Origin of the sequence: Metabacillus bambusae (genome assembly GCF_017497975.1) — a bacterium.
GTDB classification, from domain to species: Bacteria; Bacillota; Bacilli; order Bacillales; family Bacillaceae; genus Metabacillus; species Metabacillus bambusae.
Genome location: NZ_JAGDEL010000005.1, coordinates 41,090 through 53,850 on the forward strand (window position 1 = coordinate 41,090; position 12,761 = coordinate 53,850).

The 12,761-nt window shown below is 36.9% G+C and carries 16 protein-coding genes; all 16 read right to left on the reverse strand.

Annotated elements, in window-relative coordinates; all coding sequences use genetic code 11:
• Positions 1 to 23: 23 nt before the first annotated feature.
• The 16 genes from I7822_RS08690 to degS all read right to left on the reverse strand — a co-directional run bounded on the left by I7822_RS08690 (position 24) and on the right by degS (position 12,644).
• Positions 24 to 1,151: a flagellin N-terminal helical domain-containing protein gene (locus tag I7822_RS08690; protein WP_207977038.1), complete on the reverse strand. Its 1,128-nt coding sequence runs from the start codon at positions 1,149 to 1,151 to the stop codon at positions 24 to 26.
• A 282-nt stretch (positions 1,152 to 1,433) separates the two neighbouring features.
• On the reverse strand, positions 1,434 to 1,664 hold the full coding sequence (gene csrA, locus I7822_RS08695) for a carbon storage regulator CsrA (protein ID WP_207977039.1): 231 nt from the start codon (positions 1,662 to 1,664) through the stop codon (positions 1,434 to 1,436).
• Between the two features lie 11 nt (positions 1,665 to 1,675).
• Positions 1,676 to 2,113: a flagellar assembly protein FliW gene (gene fliW / locus I7822_RS08700; protein WP_207977041.1), complete on the reverse strand. Its 438-nt coding sequence runs from the start codon at positions 2,111 to 2,113 to the stop codon at positions 1,676 to 1,678.
• Positions 2,114 to 2,134: 21 nt separating this feature from the next.
• Positions 2,135 to 2,704 (reverse strand): DUF6470 family protein, encoded by a 570-nt coding sequence (locus I7822_RS08705; RefSeq protein ID WP_207977043.1) that lies wholly within the window; start codon positions 2,702 to 2,704, stop codon positions 2,135 to 2,137.
• 46 nt (positions 2,705 to 2,750) lie between these two features.
• Positions 2,751 to 3,671, reverse strand: coding sequence for a flagellar hook-associated protein FlgL (gene flgL / locus I7822_RS08710; RefSeq protein WP_207977045.1), 921 nt, complete (start codon positions 3,669 to 3,671; stop codon positions 2,751 to 2,753).
• A 24-nt stretch (positions 3,672 to 3,695) separates the two neighbouring features.
• Positions 3,696 to 5,279: a flagellar hook-associated protein FlgK gene (gene flgK, locus I7822_RS08715; protein WP_207977048.1), complete on the reverse strand. Its 1,584-nt coding sequence runs from the start codon at positions 5,277 to 5,279 to the stop codon at positions 3,696 to 3,698.
• Positions 5,280 to 5,296: 17 nt separating this feature from the next.
• On the reverse strand, positions 5,297 to 5,776 hold the full coding sequence (locus tag I7822_RS08720; protein WP_207977050.1) for a flagellar protein FlgN: 480 nt from the start codon (positions 5,774 to 5,776) through the stop codon (positions 5,297 to 5,299).
• Positions 5,777 to 5,811: 35 nt separating this feature from the next.
• The gene (gene flgM, locus I7822_RS08725; RefSeq protein ID WP_207977052.1) at positions 5,812 to 6,075 is read right to left on the reverse strand and encodes a flagellar biosynthesis anti-sigma factor FlgM; all 264 of its coding nucleotides are present in this window, start codon (positions 6,073 to 6,075) and stop codon (positions 5,812 to 5,814) included.
• A 70-nt stretch (positions 6,076 to 6,145) separates the two neighbouring features.
• Positions 6,146 to 6,565: a TIGR03826 family flagellar region protein gene (locus tag I7822_RS08730; protein ID WP_207977054.1), complete on the reverse strand. Its 420-nt coding sequence runs from the start codon at positions 6,563 to 6,565 to the stop codon at positions 6,146 to 6,148.
• 58 nt (positions 6,566 to 6,623) lie between these two features.
• Complete coding sequence (locus I7822_RS08735) at positions 6,624 to 7,115, reverse strand: ComF family protein (RefSeq protein ID WP_243459370.1); 492 nt, start codon at positions 7,113 to 7,115, stop codon at positions 6,624 to 6,626.
• Between the two features lie 199 nt (positions 7,116 to 7,314).
• Complete coding sequence (comFB, locus tag I7822_RS08740) at positions 7,315 to 7,602, reverse strand: late competence protein ComFB (RefSeq protein ID WP_207977056.1); 288 nt, start codon at positions 7,600 to 7,602, stop codon at positions 7,315 to 7,317.
• A gap of 72 nt (positions 7,603 to 7,674) precedes the next feature.
• Complete coding sequence (locus tag I7822_RS08745) at positions 7,675 to 9,165, reverse strand: ATP-dependent helicase ComFA (RefSeq protein WP_207977058.1); 1,491 nt, start codon at positions 9,163 to 9,165, stop codon at positions 7,675 to 7,677.
• Between the two features lie 8 nt (positions 9,166 to 9,173).
• Positions 9,174 to 9,374, reverse strand: coding sequence for a hypothetical protein (locus I7822_RS08750; RefSeq protein WP_207977060.1), 201 nt, complete (start codon positions 9,372 to 9,374; stop codon positions 9,174 to 9,176).
• A gap of 150 nt (positions 9,375 to 9,524) precedes the next feature.
• Positions 9,525 to 10,367 carry a DegV family protein gene (locus I7822_RS08755; RefSeq protein WP_207977062.1) on the reverse strand — a complete coding sequence of 281 codons (843 nt, stop codon included), beginning with the start codon at positions 10,365 to 10,367 and terminating at the stop codon, positions 9,525 to 9,527.
• Positions 10,368 to 10,705: 338 nt separating this feature from the next.
• Positions 10,706 to 11,392 carry a two-component system response regulator DegU gene (gene degU / locus I7822_RS08760; protein ID WP_207977064.1) on the reverse strand — a complete coding sequence of 229 codons (687 nt, stop codon included), beginning with the start codon at positions 11,390 to 11,392 and terminating at the stop codon, positions 10,706 to 10,708.
• Between the two features lie 88 nt (positions 11,393 to 11,480).
• Entirely contained in the window at positions 11,481 to 12,644 is a 1,164-nt protein-coding gene (gene degS, locus I7822_RS08765) for a two-component sensor histidine kinase DegS (protein ID WP_207977066.1), read from the reverse strand.
• Between the last annotated feature and the right edge of the window lie 117 nt (positions 12,645 to 12,761).

Here is a 12,761-nt window from a genome sequence, read left to right on the forward strand (position 1 = left end):
TATTCATTTAACTAGATTCTCAATTATTGAAGTAATTGAAGAACACCTTGTGGTTGTTGGTTAGCTTGAGCAAGCATTGCTTGAGCAGCTTGAGATAGAATTCCATTTTTAGTAGATTCCATCATTTCTTTCGCCATGTCAACGTCACGTACACGAGACTCAGCAGCTGTTAAGTTTTCCGCAGAAGTACCTAAGTTGTTAATAGTGTGATCTAAACGGTTTTGGAATGCACCAAGTTTAGAACGTTGTGAAGATACATCTTCAATAGCTTTATTGATAGCTGATATTGATGCTTCAGCAGCTTGTGAACTACTTACATTAATACCATCAACATTTAATGCAGAAGCACTCATATCTTCAATTGCAACTTTCATTGTTTGTGAAGAGTTTGCACCAATTTGGTAAGTTAAAGACTCATCAGTTAAATCAGCAACAGCTGCACGAGTTGTAAATGTAGCTTCTTCACCGATTGAACCTGTACTTAAAGTACCGAAAGTAATAGAAGCATCACCAATTGAAATGGCACCACCAGAAGAAACAGTTGCAGTATTAGATACCCCTGTATCATCAGTATAACTTACTGTGTATACCCCACTTGCTGTAGCTGAAGTAATTTCTAAATTGTAAGTGCTATTATTACCAATAGTAGCAGCTCCACTGATAGATGCGAATACACCACTATCAGAAACTTCATTAAACGTTGCAGATTGATCTTCAGCAACTACACCACTTAAATCACCATTCAACAATTTCTTAGTATTAAACTCAGTTGTATTAGCAATACGATCAATCTCTTCAACTAACTGATCCATTTCTTTTTGAAGCTCTGCACGGTCAGTGTTAGTGTTTGTGTCGTTTGAAGATTGAACCGCTAGTTCACGCATACGTTGAAGGATTGAGTGTGTTTCGTTTAATGCACCTTCAGCAGTTTGGATTAAAGAAATACCGTCTTGAGCATTTTTAGAACCCATTTCTAAACCGCGGATTTGTCCACGCATTTTTTCAGAGATTGCTAATCCAGCAGCATCGTCACCAGCACGGTTGATACGAAGTCCTGAAGATAGTTTCTCCATTGATTTAGATTGTGCTGCAGAAGCACTAGTTAATTGACGGTGTGTGTTTAACGCCGCGATATTGTGATTAATTCTCATTTTTGTTTTCCTCCTTGAATTTAAGTTCATTCACATCCTTGTGAATGAAAGGTTTTTAGAAAGGAACACTCATTGTCGGCCGCCATAGTGTGTTCCTCCCTTACACTAATATTATCGACTAGATTAAGAGATGTTTAATAGTTTTTATAGAAATATTTTAATATTTCTCTGGGAATTTTATGTAGGAATTTAAATGAGGTGGTTTTGTCTTAAATCGCTTTTAGAGTAGAAGTATGTACAGTATCTAATTTCAAAAAAATAATGACCTTAAGCTGGTTTTACTTAAGGTCTAAAATTAGTATTTTTCATTTGATCAAGTATGTTTTTATTGATGGAAGCAGCTTCATTATTTGATTCTTGTATCGTTAAGTAGATTTCTTTCCGGTGGATTTCAATATCCTTTGGGGCATTGATCCCTAGTTTAATTTGATCACCTTGCACCGATAATACGGTCACTTCAATTTGATCACCAATTTGAATCGTTTCACCAATTTTTCTTGTTAAGACAAGCATACTTCCACCCCCTACTTCTGAATCGTTTCTTGAATGATTTTATGTCTTGGTGTGTACGTTGTATTATTTAAAATGATTTGTTTTGCTATATTTTTATGTTGATTCACAATAATAGGAGCTTGTAGGTTTGCAGTTGATTCAGCAAATGGGTCTTTGACTGTTAGGATCGTTATGATTTGAATATCTTCTTCGGAAGTTATCTTAAGTACTTCTTTGTCATTGTCCTGTAATTCAAACTCATAGTCTTGAAAGAATAAAAATGGGTTTACAACGACAAATCCTAGTTCAGGCGTTTTCTGTGATTGCATGATCATAAAAGGGGATTCTTTGTCTAAAGGTAAAAGGATAAATTTCTTTTCATCTGAAAACCCTGGGATTCCAGTCTCAAAATGAATAAAATCATCTTCCTTCACCGTAAGTCCACCATGATATTTCGTTTGTATTTCCATAAGTCACCATCCTTTCCACTATTATGCCTTAATATTAATCATTTCAACATCTATATTCAGTTCATTTCTTCTCTGTAGATAAATATCGACATTCCCTTTTTTATAATCAAATATTGGTTTATTTACGCCAACATCAATAGTTGGTTTATTTTGCTTTATATCTATCTCTAACTTGGATGGCTTATAATTTATTTTCACACTACCAGGAGAAGGGATAAAAGCTAGGCCAAATTCTTTCATCGGCTTTTCGCTGTTAAGCTTAGCTTGACTTGCAATAGGATTACCTGGATTTTCAATTTTCATTAATGCTTCGCCTTGTTGTGCTCGTCGTGCAAGTCCTTCAAGCCACACTTTCTTACCATTTTGTGCAAATTCCTCAGTTCTTCTTGCAATGGATTTTAAATCCATATCAGCTCTAGCTTCTGATTGGTCAATTGTTAATTTAGATGGTGTAGTCTTCATCTGAATACTTGCTTTAGGTTGTTCGATCGAAAGGTTTGCCATAGGCTGCTGAATATTATTGACTGCATTATTTGTTTGTATACCAATTTGTGCCATAGTACTATCAAGTCTAATTTGTGGAATCTTCATTCATTATCACTCCTAGTAAAAAAGCTATCTTACTAGAGAAGATAGCTCATCTTAAAAAGTCTATTAAAGTCGGCTGAATGATTTTTGAACCAACTGCAAGTGATGCACGGTGAATACTTTCTTGAATTGTGAGGTCAGTGATAACTCGTTCAATATCAACATCCTCATTTTCAGATAAGATTCTATTCGCTATGACTTCTTGGTCTCCTAAACGCGACTCAACTAGTTCAAGTCGATTATAGCGTGCACCTAACTCTGATCGTTCAGCTGTTAGATCACCAAAGTGGTCGTCCAGCTTTGCGAGGAGATCGTCACCTAATCGAAGTCCATCACTATCAGCATCTTCATGAAGAGAACCATCAATTAAAGCTTCTTCAATATCTTTTAACGTATTCATGATGTCTTTACCGAATACATTATTTGCATCAATATTAACTTGAAGCTGTACTCCTTTTGAAACTTCCACCCCGAATTTAGATTTATTCATTGAATAATCATAATTACCGTCTGCATCTAACGAAACTGGATCTTGTATAGGTGCTGAATGTGTTTCTGTACCATTGAAAATATATTTCCCTGCTACTTGAGTATTGGCAACACCCATTAAATCTTCTTTTAATTCAGCAATTTCTACTCCAATTGATTTTAAATCTTCCGGACTATTTGATTCATTATTTCCTTGTACTAGTAATTCCCTAACCCGTTGGACAATTTGCGTTGCATGCTCAATCCCTGCTTCAGAATTCTCCATCCATGTATATGCCTCATTTAAATTTCTTTGGTACTGTTCAACCTCTGTTAAATTGGTTCGATAAAACATTCCTTTAATCGCAACAACTGGATCATCGGAAGGGCGGCTTATTTTCTTACCTGTCGCTAATTGGTCTTGATACTTTCCTAATTTTGAATAGCTATTACTTAAATTTTTTAAAGAATTACTCGCCAACATACTTTGTGTAACACGCATGTTTAGTCACCTACCAATCTTAACTTATATACCCATCCCATTAATAATTGTATCTAAGAGCTCGTCTTGTAATGAAATCATTTTAGCAGAAGCGTTGTATGCATGTTGAAATGAAATCATATTTGTCATCTCTTCATCTAATGATACCGCACTGACTGATTGTCTTCTCTGATCAACAGAATCACGTAATATCGTACTGTTCGTTGTTAGTCTTTCAGCTTCTTGTGCATTAACTGCCATTCCACCGATAACACCTTCATAAAAGTTTTGCAATGTTGTTTGTTCTCCACCGATGTCATCCATGGTCTTATTCTTTATTTCAGCCAACTTTAACGCATTCGTTCCATCACCAATCGGTGGTAAGACCTCACCGTCTTTGAATCCTGTAGCTATATTATCTGTCGAATCTTCAATTTCATCGGAAATTCTGATTAGACTTGCTGCATCTTTTGAATCAGTTCCTACAGAAAAGAAATCTATTTCACTATTTTGATCTAATGGATTGTTATTAGCATCATAATCGTTAAGTGTCCAACCAGCACTATGAACAGCATTAAATTCTGTTGCAAATTTATATGCCATTGTATCCAGATTTTCAATCATTTCAGGATACAAACCACCGCCATAATCAGACCCATCGACAAAACCATATGAATCAACTAAACTACTAATCTTTCCTTTACTATTAAAACCCATGATATCAATGGTTATTTCTGAATCACCCGAACCCATTTTGATCGCTTCTACTAATCCATCAATTTGTTGACCATCTTCATTCGTAAGTTGTTCATAGCTAACACTTAGTTCATTTACCTTTTTTTGCTCTGCATCTACTAATGTACCAATACTATTGCCATTATCATCTATAATTTCAACAGTCACTGTACCTTCTGCTATTTTTAATGCGTTACCTCCAGATGGATTGTTCGACACCTTTATATTTGCTAGTGATGATAATTTATCAAGGAGACGATCTCTTTCATCATATAAATCATTTGGCAAATACCCATTCGGCTCGATTTGCGAAATTTGGTTATTAATATTATTCAACTGATTAGCAATTGAATTAATTTCTTCAACAGAAACTTCTAGTTCATTTTTCAAATCACTTTGTACCGATTTAAGTGATGTTGATAAATAGTTGAATGTTTCCGCTACAGCATTTCCACGTTCACGAACTACTGCTCGGGCACCAGAATTCGTTGGATCTAACGCTAAGTCCTGCAATGATTGCCAGAACTGATCTAACGATGCTGCCAACCCAGAATCCGAAGGCTCATTCATAATCTCTTCCATCTTCTCAAGGGCATCTGCTCTAGACTCCCAATATCCAAGTTTGTTATTTTCTGAACGATATTGGGTATCAAGGAAACTTTCACGTATACGTTGAACATTTCCCGCTTCTACACCAGTACCCATTTGACCTGGGATTTGTGGGCGGTTTAGTCCGAGAGCTGGATAAGCTTCCGTACTTTGAAAATTTACTCTTTGTCGTGTATATCCTGGTGTATTAGCATTTGCAATGTTGTTACCAGTGGTATGAAGTGCACTTTGCTGTGCGAACATTCCGCGTCTTGCTATTTCTAATCCCATAAATGTTGAGCGCATTTGGTTCCCTCCTTACTTTATGCTTTCGAATCAAAGAAAGATCGACGTTGCTTTTCTTTCGTTTGATCGGCTGGTTTATTATAGTTGAAATCTTTTTCTTGTGGCATGATCATGTCAAGCGTAATGGAAGTAAGCTGTAAAGCCTGTTTTGTTAGGTCTTTGTTAAGCTGATTGGTTGCTTTTAGGCTGGCCATCACAGCTGTAAATTCCTTTGAGATCACTATTAGCTTTTCTTCCTCTGTCCCTACAGCTTTTTCAATACATGCAGATAAAGTTAATTCTTCTTCACGATTTAAAAATTCAACTGTAAGAGTTATTCTTTCCTCTTCTACTTGTCTGATCGCTTGAACAAACATTTGCTCCTTTTTGAGCAATTCCCTTAATTCTTCTATATTCTCACTTTTCAAGCTTTCCGTTTTCTGGAGGGCTATTTTATGGAGATTTTGATGAAGTTGTAAAAGTTTCTCTAGATTTTGAATCAATTTCTCTGCTGACATTTATATAACCCTCCATTGATAGCTTGTAAGTCATTTTATTTTTTGTAAAAGTTAAGTAATCCCGTCGCAATCGCCTTCGGATCAATCGTATAATTGCCGCTCTCTAGTTGTGTTTTTATCGCTTGAACCTTTTCCTGTCTCGCCTTCGTAACCTCATTTGATTGTTGAAGATCAATTGCTTTTGAGGAAATCTCTACTTTATCTTCCTTTGTTTGAGGTTTTTGTGCTGCTGCAGCACTTTTTTCTAAACTGCGTTTATATGGATTTACACCCATAGAACCAAGATTATTTATTTTCAAGAGGATCCCTCGCTTTCGTGCGTTATATATATTATTTATCGGATGGTTTTCACCAAGTTTTAGTGATTCATTATTTTTTAGTACTTTGGGAGTAGTAGGTGTAGCTCGACGTTTTTGGTTTGTTTCGCTCACTAATCTTTTCTACCTGCTCCATTTGATCCAGTTGCTTATGAATATCCTGTTTACAGCCTTCACAAATCTTATCTTCTTTAATTGTTTTTCCACATTTTGCACATGGGTATCCGAGATTAGGAAAACTTGAAAGCTGAATTCTTCCATTACGTATGAATTTTAACACCAATTCTTCCTCAACCCCCGTCGCTTCTACAACTTCATGGAGCATTGCTTTGCGATTTTCACGCTTGCGCAAAAATTGGTAGACTGTTTCATATGCTGTTTCTTCCTTTTTAAAGCAGGCATCACATACTGAGCGAAACTGTGTTTGTACAAATAAGGCATTACATTTTGGGCAGTTTGATAGTTCTCCCATTGTCATTCTCCTATCCGAATATGATCTATTATTTATATCGGCAGGTGAATCGATATTTTTAACTTCTAATTAATGTTAATGAGGAAACACTAGCAGCCCCGTTTTGAATAAGTAGCTTTGCAGCATGCCTGAGTGTGCTGCCTGTTGTATAAATATCATCTATTAATAAAAAACTTCTATTATTTATTTTACTCGAATCTGTCAAAGAAAACACATTTGAGGCTGTTAATCGTTCGAGTCGTGATTTTTTTGATTGTTTTTCATGGTGGGTTCGTTGGAGAACTTCTAGTTGGGGAATTGGGATGAAATCAGCAAGCAGTTTTGCTTGATTAAAACCACGTTCATATAATCGTTCTTTGCTTAAGGGGATCGGGACTGCATAGTCAATATTAAGAGAGGAAATTTGGTTTTTATAAATGCCAAGAAAGTCTTTTTGAAATACGTTTACCAATGCAGCATCTCCACGGAATTTAAAGGTAGCGAGAACCTCCTTTACTGCGTCATTATATTCAAATACTGAGATATTTTTATGGAGAATGTTTTTCCACATAGGATCATCCTCCCACCTTTGGCAATCAATACATAGCGCTTTAGTTTCTTGTGGCCGACAACAGCTTGGACAGGTTGCCCCTGTAATCTTTTTTAACGCTTGATAGCACTCATCACATGCTGCATTTTCAGGAGGCAACAGCAAGCTTGTCCATGAAGCCTGGGCAGCAATCTCTTCATTACAAATAAGACATATGATCTTAGATCTTCTCCTTTTGTTGTTGTATTTGGCATAATGGATTATCAGAAACAATCTTCGCACATTCAGCTAGCTTTACTAAAAGGGAAGTCATTTCTTGTTTATCGATAAATTCCGCCTTTATATACATGACTTTCTCTGCTTTCGTGACATAACGTGGGTGGGTTTTATTTAATGTGAGGGCTAGGATGTCGTCTAAGCATTCATTGCAGGTACAGTTTAGTTGTAACCGATTTTTATATTCATCTAATAAATCCTTCATAATCCTTTCCATAGCGTTAATGACCATGCGATCGATCTCCTTGCTCATGCAATAATACTATAATTATGACATAGAATGGATTTATTGAAAATACAGTTACTAATTTTTGGTAAAATCGTCACTCCTTGCTGCTTCCTCATTCATATGCAGGATATGTCTTTTGGCATCCAGCATCGCTTGTGTTTTACCAAAGTGAAACAGAATGATGTCTCCAGTTGGATATGATGCACTTCTTCCAACCCTGCCTGATATTTGTACAAGTGCACTTTCGGTAAAAATATCATCCTCACTACCGAGTACTGCTACATCACTGTTTGCGATCGTCACGCCTCGTTCTAATATAGTAGAAGTTACAATGATTGGCACATCTCCGTTACGAAAGCTCTTTACCTTTTCCTTTCTCTTTGGGTCTTCTGCAGATACTCCGACAATTCGCTCATCATAATGCCTACACAGCTGTACAACTTGGTCGATGATTGAAACAGATGGCACAAATAAAAACGCCTGCTTGTTACGTTGAAGCTGTTTGGTCATCCACTTGATAATCACATTAGGTAATCTTCCTTTTTTTAATTGCTTCTTCCAATTACCACACCAAGAAAATTGTGGGACAGGTAAAGGATGTCCATGATATCTAGCGGGTATTTTTACAGCGTTTCTTTTCTTTTGTTCTACATCTTTTTTCCATTTCTTAGAGGGAGTGGCTGTTAGATAGATGAGAGAACTAGTGGCTTTGCGGGATTTCTCTACCGCATATTGTAAGGACCTATCAACAGAGAAAGGAAACGCGTCTACCTCGTCGACAATGATAGTATCAAAGGCTTCTTTAAATCGTAATAATTGATGTGTTGTTGAAAGATATAGGGATGCGGAATTGTGGTTTTCTTCACTACCACCGTATAGAGCAATGACGGAGGCTGTTGGGAATACTTTCTTAAGTCGTGGGGTTAATTCTAGGACAACATCTGTGCGCGGGGTGGCGATGCAGATTTTCTTACCAATCGATAGTGCATATTCAATACCTTTAAATAATACCTCTGTTTTTCCAGCACCACATACAGCCCATACAAGAAGCTCTTGATCAAGCTTGATTGCATTTACTACCTGCTCTGATGCATGAGCCTGTCCCTTTGACAGGACTCCATTCCATTCTAGAGATGCTGATGATCTTTCTACTGGTGAAGAGCCTACCCAACTATATAAAGGAGTGCATTCGCTCACTCGACCCATCATAATGCAATTTCTGCAATAATGACATTGTTGTTCTCCACAACGAGCACATGAAAAGTGCGCAAAAAATGAAGGATTATTGTTGCCACAACGATTGCAGGTTAAGTGATCCTTTTCGTGGGAAATACCATGATTCATCTTAATAAAGCCATGCTGATAATGAGTGTGAAGTCGTTCAATTGTGAAGGAAATTTCCGAATGAAGTAATTCCTTCCCCAATAGGTATTGCTGTAGCTCTAGAGAGAAACTAAATTCTTCATTAATAGAGTTTTGTGGAATGGATTTGCACTTAGAAATCGGCAATCCTTCTTGGTGGGAAAAGACTGGAGATAGAATATTGTTTTGAACAGTAAATCTCATTTGTCACCTCATTCACCTTTTAAAATTTTCCGATATCGTTTTTCTACACTAATGGCAGTTCGAGATAATTGTGTTGCGATATGCTTAAATCTCATCCCACTATTACGCAATTCTAAAAGTTTGCGATCTTCTAGGGTTGTCCAATGACGATATGTTCTTTTCTTGTCTTCCTTGTTGTTCTTTGTGTCTTGACTGGAGGTAAAACTCATAGCAATCAAACCTTCCTCTGCATAGTTCATCAGTATTATGAAGGATATATTTCAACGTGTCCATAATTTTACTAAAACAAAGGAAAAAAGTACTAGAACTTCCGTACTTTTCCCTTATATATTTTTTATGAACACTATAGAAAACAATACTTATTTCCTATACCATCCTAGACCAATCGCACCCTCTCCTAGATGGGTACCAGTAACCGGTCCAAAATAGCTAATCAAGCATTCAACATTTGGATACTTCATTTCAAGCTCCTGCTTCATTTTCTCTACTTCATCAGGCTGATTCGCATGAATCGCCACTGCTCTGATTGGGATATTTTTTTCAGCATCTTCGTTAAAAAGCTCATACATTCGGTTTAATGCTTTCTTCCGGGTACGGATTTTTTCAAAAGGAACAATGACTTTATCTTCAAAATGGAGAATCGGTTTAACTTGTAGTAAGCTGCCGATTAATGCTTGAGCTCCACTTAATCGTCCCCCACGCTGCAAGTTCGTTAAATCGTCAACCATAAAATAGGCACGCATTGACTGCTTCATTTCTTCTAAGCGTGTTAAAATCTCTTCAGGAGTTTTTCCAGCTAGAGCCATTTCCGATGCTTCAAGCGCGTAAAAGCCTTGTACCATACAGCTCACTTCTGAATCAAATGGGTAAACCTTTATGTTATCAACCATATTTGCTGCGGTTGCAGCTCCGTTATATGTACCACTAACACCGCTTGAAAGGTGGATTGAGATGACTGCATCATATTCTTCAGCTAGTTTTTCAAATAATTCTACAAACATTCCTACTGGAGGCTGTGATGTTGTAGGGAGCTCCTGCTTCTCTCTAACCTTTGCGAAAAATTGTTCAGCAGTAATTTCGACCTCTTCCTGATAGGTTTCCATCCCAAAATTGACGCTTAATGGAATCATATGGATCTTATACTTTTCACGGATTTCCTTTGTGATATATGCGGTACTATCTGTTAAAATAGCCGTTTTCATAATTTTAATTCCTTCCTTATTACAATACTTATAGTTTACTTATATTTTAACGGATCATGTATGTAATTACACTACCTTTAGCATTGAGGTCAAAAGCAATCTAAAGTGGAACACGAACTTATGTCGGTTGTTAAAGTTTTATTGTCGAGTTCGTTTATTTTATTGTCCGGTTTTTTTAATATATTGTCCGAAATGCTAATTATATCAACCGAAAACAAAAAGATATCGACCATTCGACAAATACCGGCTTACTTTTCAATGTCCATACTCCATTTAAATTGGTAAATCTCCAAAAAAAGAGCCAGGCTCCTAAAAAGAGCCTGACCCTCTAATTACATTTACTTCACTTCAACCCAACCATTTTTAATCGCAACAACAACAGCTTGTGTACGATCATTTACACTCATTTTTTGCAAAATGTTACTTACATGGTTTTTAACTGTTTTTTCACTAATAAATAATGCTTCACCGATTCCACGGTTACTTTTACCGTCTGCAAGCATTTGTAAGACTTCACACTCGCGTCGAGTAAGAATATGTAATGGACGACGGATTTCTGGCTGTAAGTGCTGAGTTGGTGAAGCTTGTCCACTTGATGTTGCAAGTCGTCTGAACTCATTAACTAAATTATGAGTTACTTTTGGATGTAAGTAAGAGCCACCATCTGCGACAACCTTTACTGCTTCAATCAGTGTATCTGCATCCATCTCTTTTAATAAATAGCCTCTTGCACCTGTCTTTAACGCGTGTGTTACATAATTTTCATCATCATGTATTGATAAAATAATGACCTTTGTCTCAGCGTTCGCTTCAATTAATTGTTTTGTTGCTTCGACACCATTTACTTTTGGCATGTTGATATCCATGATCACGACATCAGGCTTGTGTGCCTCAACGATTGCTAAAGCCTCTTCTCCGTCATCACCTTCTGCTACAACCTCAAAACTTGGTTCGAAGTCTAAAATGCGTTTTACACCTTCACGAAATAACTGATGATCATCAATAATTACAATTTTCGTCTTCATGCTTACGCCTCCCCACTAGTTTATTCTAGTCTATTAGCCATCTATACCGTCAATAAGCCTTTAGACCGTATTTATCTAATTACCTTTGTTAACCAACTTGATATGGTACTTGAATCATGATAAAAGTCCCTACACCAATCTTAGAATCAATTGTCATTTTCCCTTCTAACAAGTCAACTCTTTCCTTCATACCGATAAGTCCAAACGATTTCTTGTCTTTATTTCCTTTAAATTCCTCTAATTCAAACCCTTTACCATTATCTTTAATAACCATCGTAAAGGTTTCCTCTGCTGCTTCGACCTTAACAAAAATCTCTGTTGCCTCCGCATGTTTCAAGGCGTTTGTAACTGCCTCTTGGGCAAGACGGAAAAGGGCAACCTCAAATCGAGAAGTAAGTCTTTTTGCTTCAAGGCAGCCAAGACTTTCAAAGTGAATCTTCGTTTTTCCATTATATTCTTCGATTGTATTCATATATTTTCTGAGGGTCGGGATAAGTCCTAAGTCATCTAATGCCATTGGTCTTAAGTCATAGATGATCCGACGAACCTCATATAAAGCATTACGAACGTTTTGACGCAAGTTACGAATTTCCTTAAAACCCTCTTCTGCACCACGTTCACGATAAATTCGTTCAATTAGCTCAGAACGCATCATTACGTTAGCAAGCATTTGTGCCGGACCATCGTGTATCTCTCTTGATACCCGCTTTCGCTCCTCCTCTTGGGCTTCGATAATCCGTAACCCAAAGTCTTGTTTTTGCTGAGCATCCTCTAATAGTAATCCAACCTGACGGATATCGCGATTTAAATAATTTAAAACAACTGTAATTTGACTAACGAGTGACTGAGAACGCTCAATAATTTCCTGAAGACCAAGTAAACGACGCTCGAGGTCATCACGACGATCACGCAGCTGTTTCTCATGCTGCTGAATCATTGTGAGCTCTACTTGAAGCTTGTGAGCCTTTTCATAAGCCTCCCGAATTTCATCCTCGGAAAACTCCTTAAAATGCTTGCTCACTTGTGAAAGTCGATTACGTGCAAATCGCGCATGGACTTCAAGTTTATCTCCTTCCTCAATCACCTTACTCACTTGAATCTTTATATCCTTTAGCTCCACTACTAATGCTTCATATTGTTGACGAGACTCCTCTCCAATTTGAAAAATCTCATCCTTGCTTCCATCCACTGTATGGATCATTTTATCTAAAACTTCATCGAGTAATTTGCTATCTATCTTATTGGAGTTCACATTATTCCCTCCGTTTTTTATGTATACTAAACCTGAACAACAACACCATTTTACAACTTTCAACATAACTCTTTTTAGTTTGTCACATTATTAACGATTGAAGTAAAAAAAATGTCG

What these genes read in the sequence shown, in the direction of transcription:
- I7822_RS08755 (WP_207977062.1), bottom strand. Translation starts at nt 10,367, where the DNA reads ATGAAAACGGCTATTTTAACAGATAGTACCGCATATATCACAAAGGAA.
- I7822_RS08705 (WP_207977043.1), bottom strand. Translation starts at nt 2,704, where the DNA reads ATGAAGATTCCACAAATTAGACTTGATAGTACTATGGCACAAATTGGT.
- csrA (WP_207977039.1), bottom strand. Translation starts at nt 1,664, where the DNA reads ATGCTTGTCTTAACAAGAAAAATTGGTGAAACGATTCAAATTGGTGAT.
- degU (WP_207977064.1), bottom strand. Translation starts at nt 11,392, where the DNA reads ATGAAGACGAAAATTGTAATTATTGATGATCATCAGTTATTTCGTGAA.
- I7822_RS08745 (WP_207977058.1), bottom strand. Translation starts at nt 9,165, where the DNA reads ATGAGATTTACTGTTCAAAACAATATTCTATCTCCAGTCTTTTCCCAC.
- I7822_RS08720 (WP_207977050.1), bottom strand. Translation starts at nt 5,776, where the DNA reads ATGTCAGCAGAGAAATTGATTCAAAATCTAGAGAAACTTTTACAACTT.
- I7822_RS08735 (WP_243459370.1), bottom strand. Translation starts at nt 7,115, where the DNA reads ATGTGGAAAAACATTCTCCATAAAAATATCTCAGTATTTGAATATAAT.
- I7822_RS08750 (WP_207977060.1), bottom strand. Translation starts at nt 9,374, where the DNA reads ATGAGTTTTACCTCCAGTCAAGACACAAAGAACAACAAGGAAGACAAG.
- I7822_RS08690 (WP_207977038.1), bottom strand. Translation starts at nt 1,151, where the DNA reads ATGAGAATTAATCACAATATCGCGGCGTTAAACACACACCGTCAATTA.
- flgK (WP_207977048.1), bottom strand. Translation starts at nt 5,279, where the DNA reads ATGCGCTCAACATTTATGGGATTAGAAATAGCAAGACGCGGAATGTTC.
- flgL (WP_207977045.1), bottom strand. Translation starts at nt 3,671, where the DNA reads ATGCGTGTTACACAAAGTATGTTGGCGAGTAATTCTTTAAAAAATTTA.
- comFB (WP_207977056.1), bottom strand. Translation starts at nt 7,602, where the DNA reads ATGGTCATTAACGCTATGGAAAGGATTATGAAGGATTTATTAGATGAA.
- fliW (WP_207977041.1), bottom strand. Translation starts at nt 2,113, where the DNA reads ATGGAAATACAAACGAAATATCATGGTGGACTTACGGTGAAGGAAGAT.
- I7822_RS08730 (WP_207977054.1), bottom strand. Translation starts at nt 6,565, where the DNA reads ATGGGAGAACTATCAAACTGCCCAAAATGTAATGCCTTATTTGTACAA.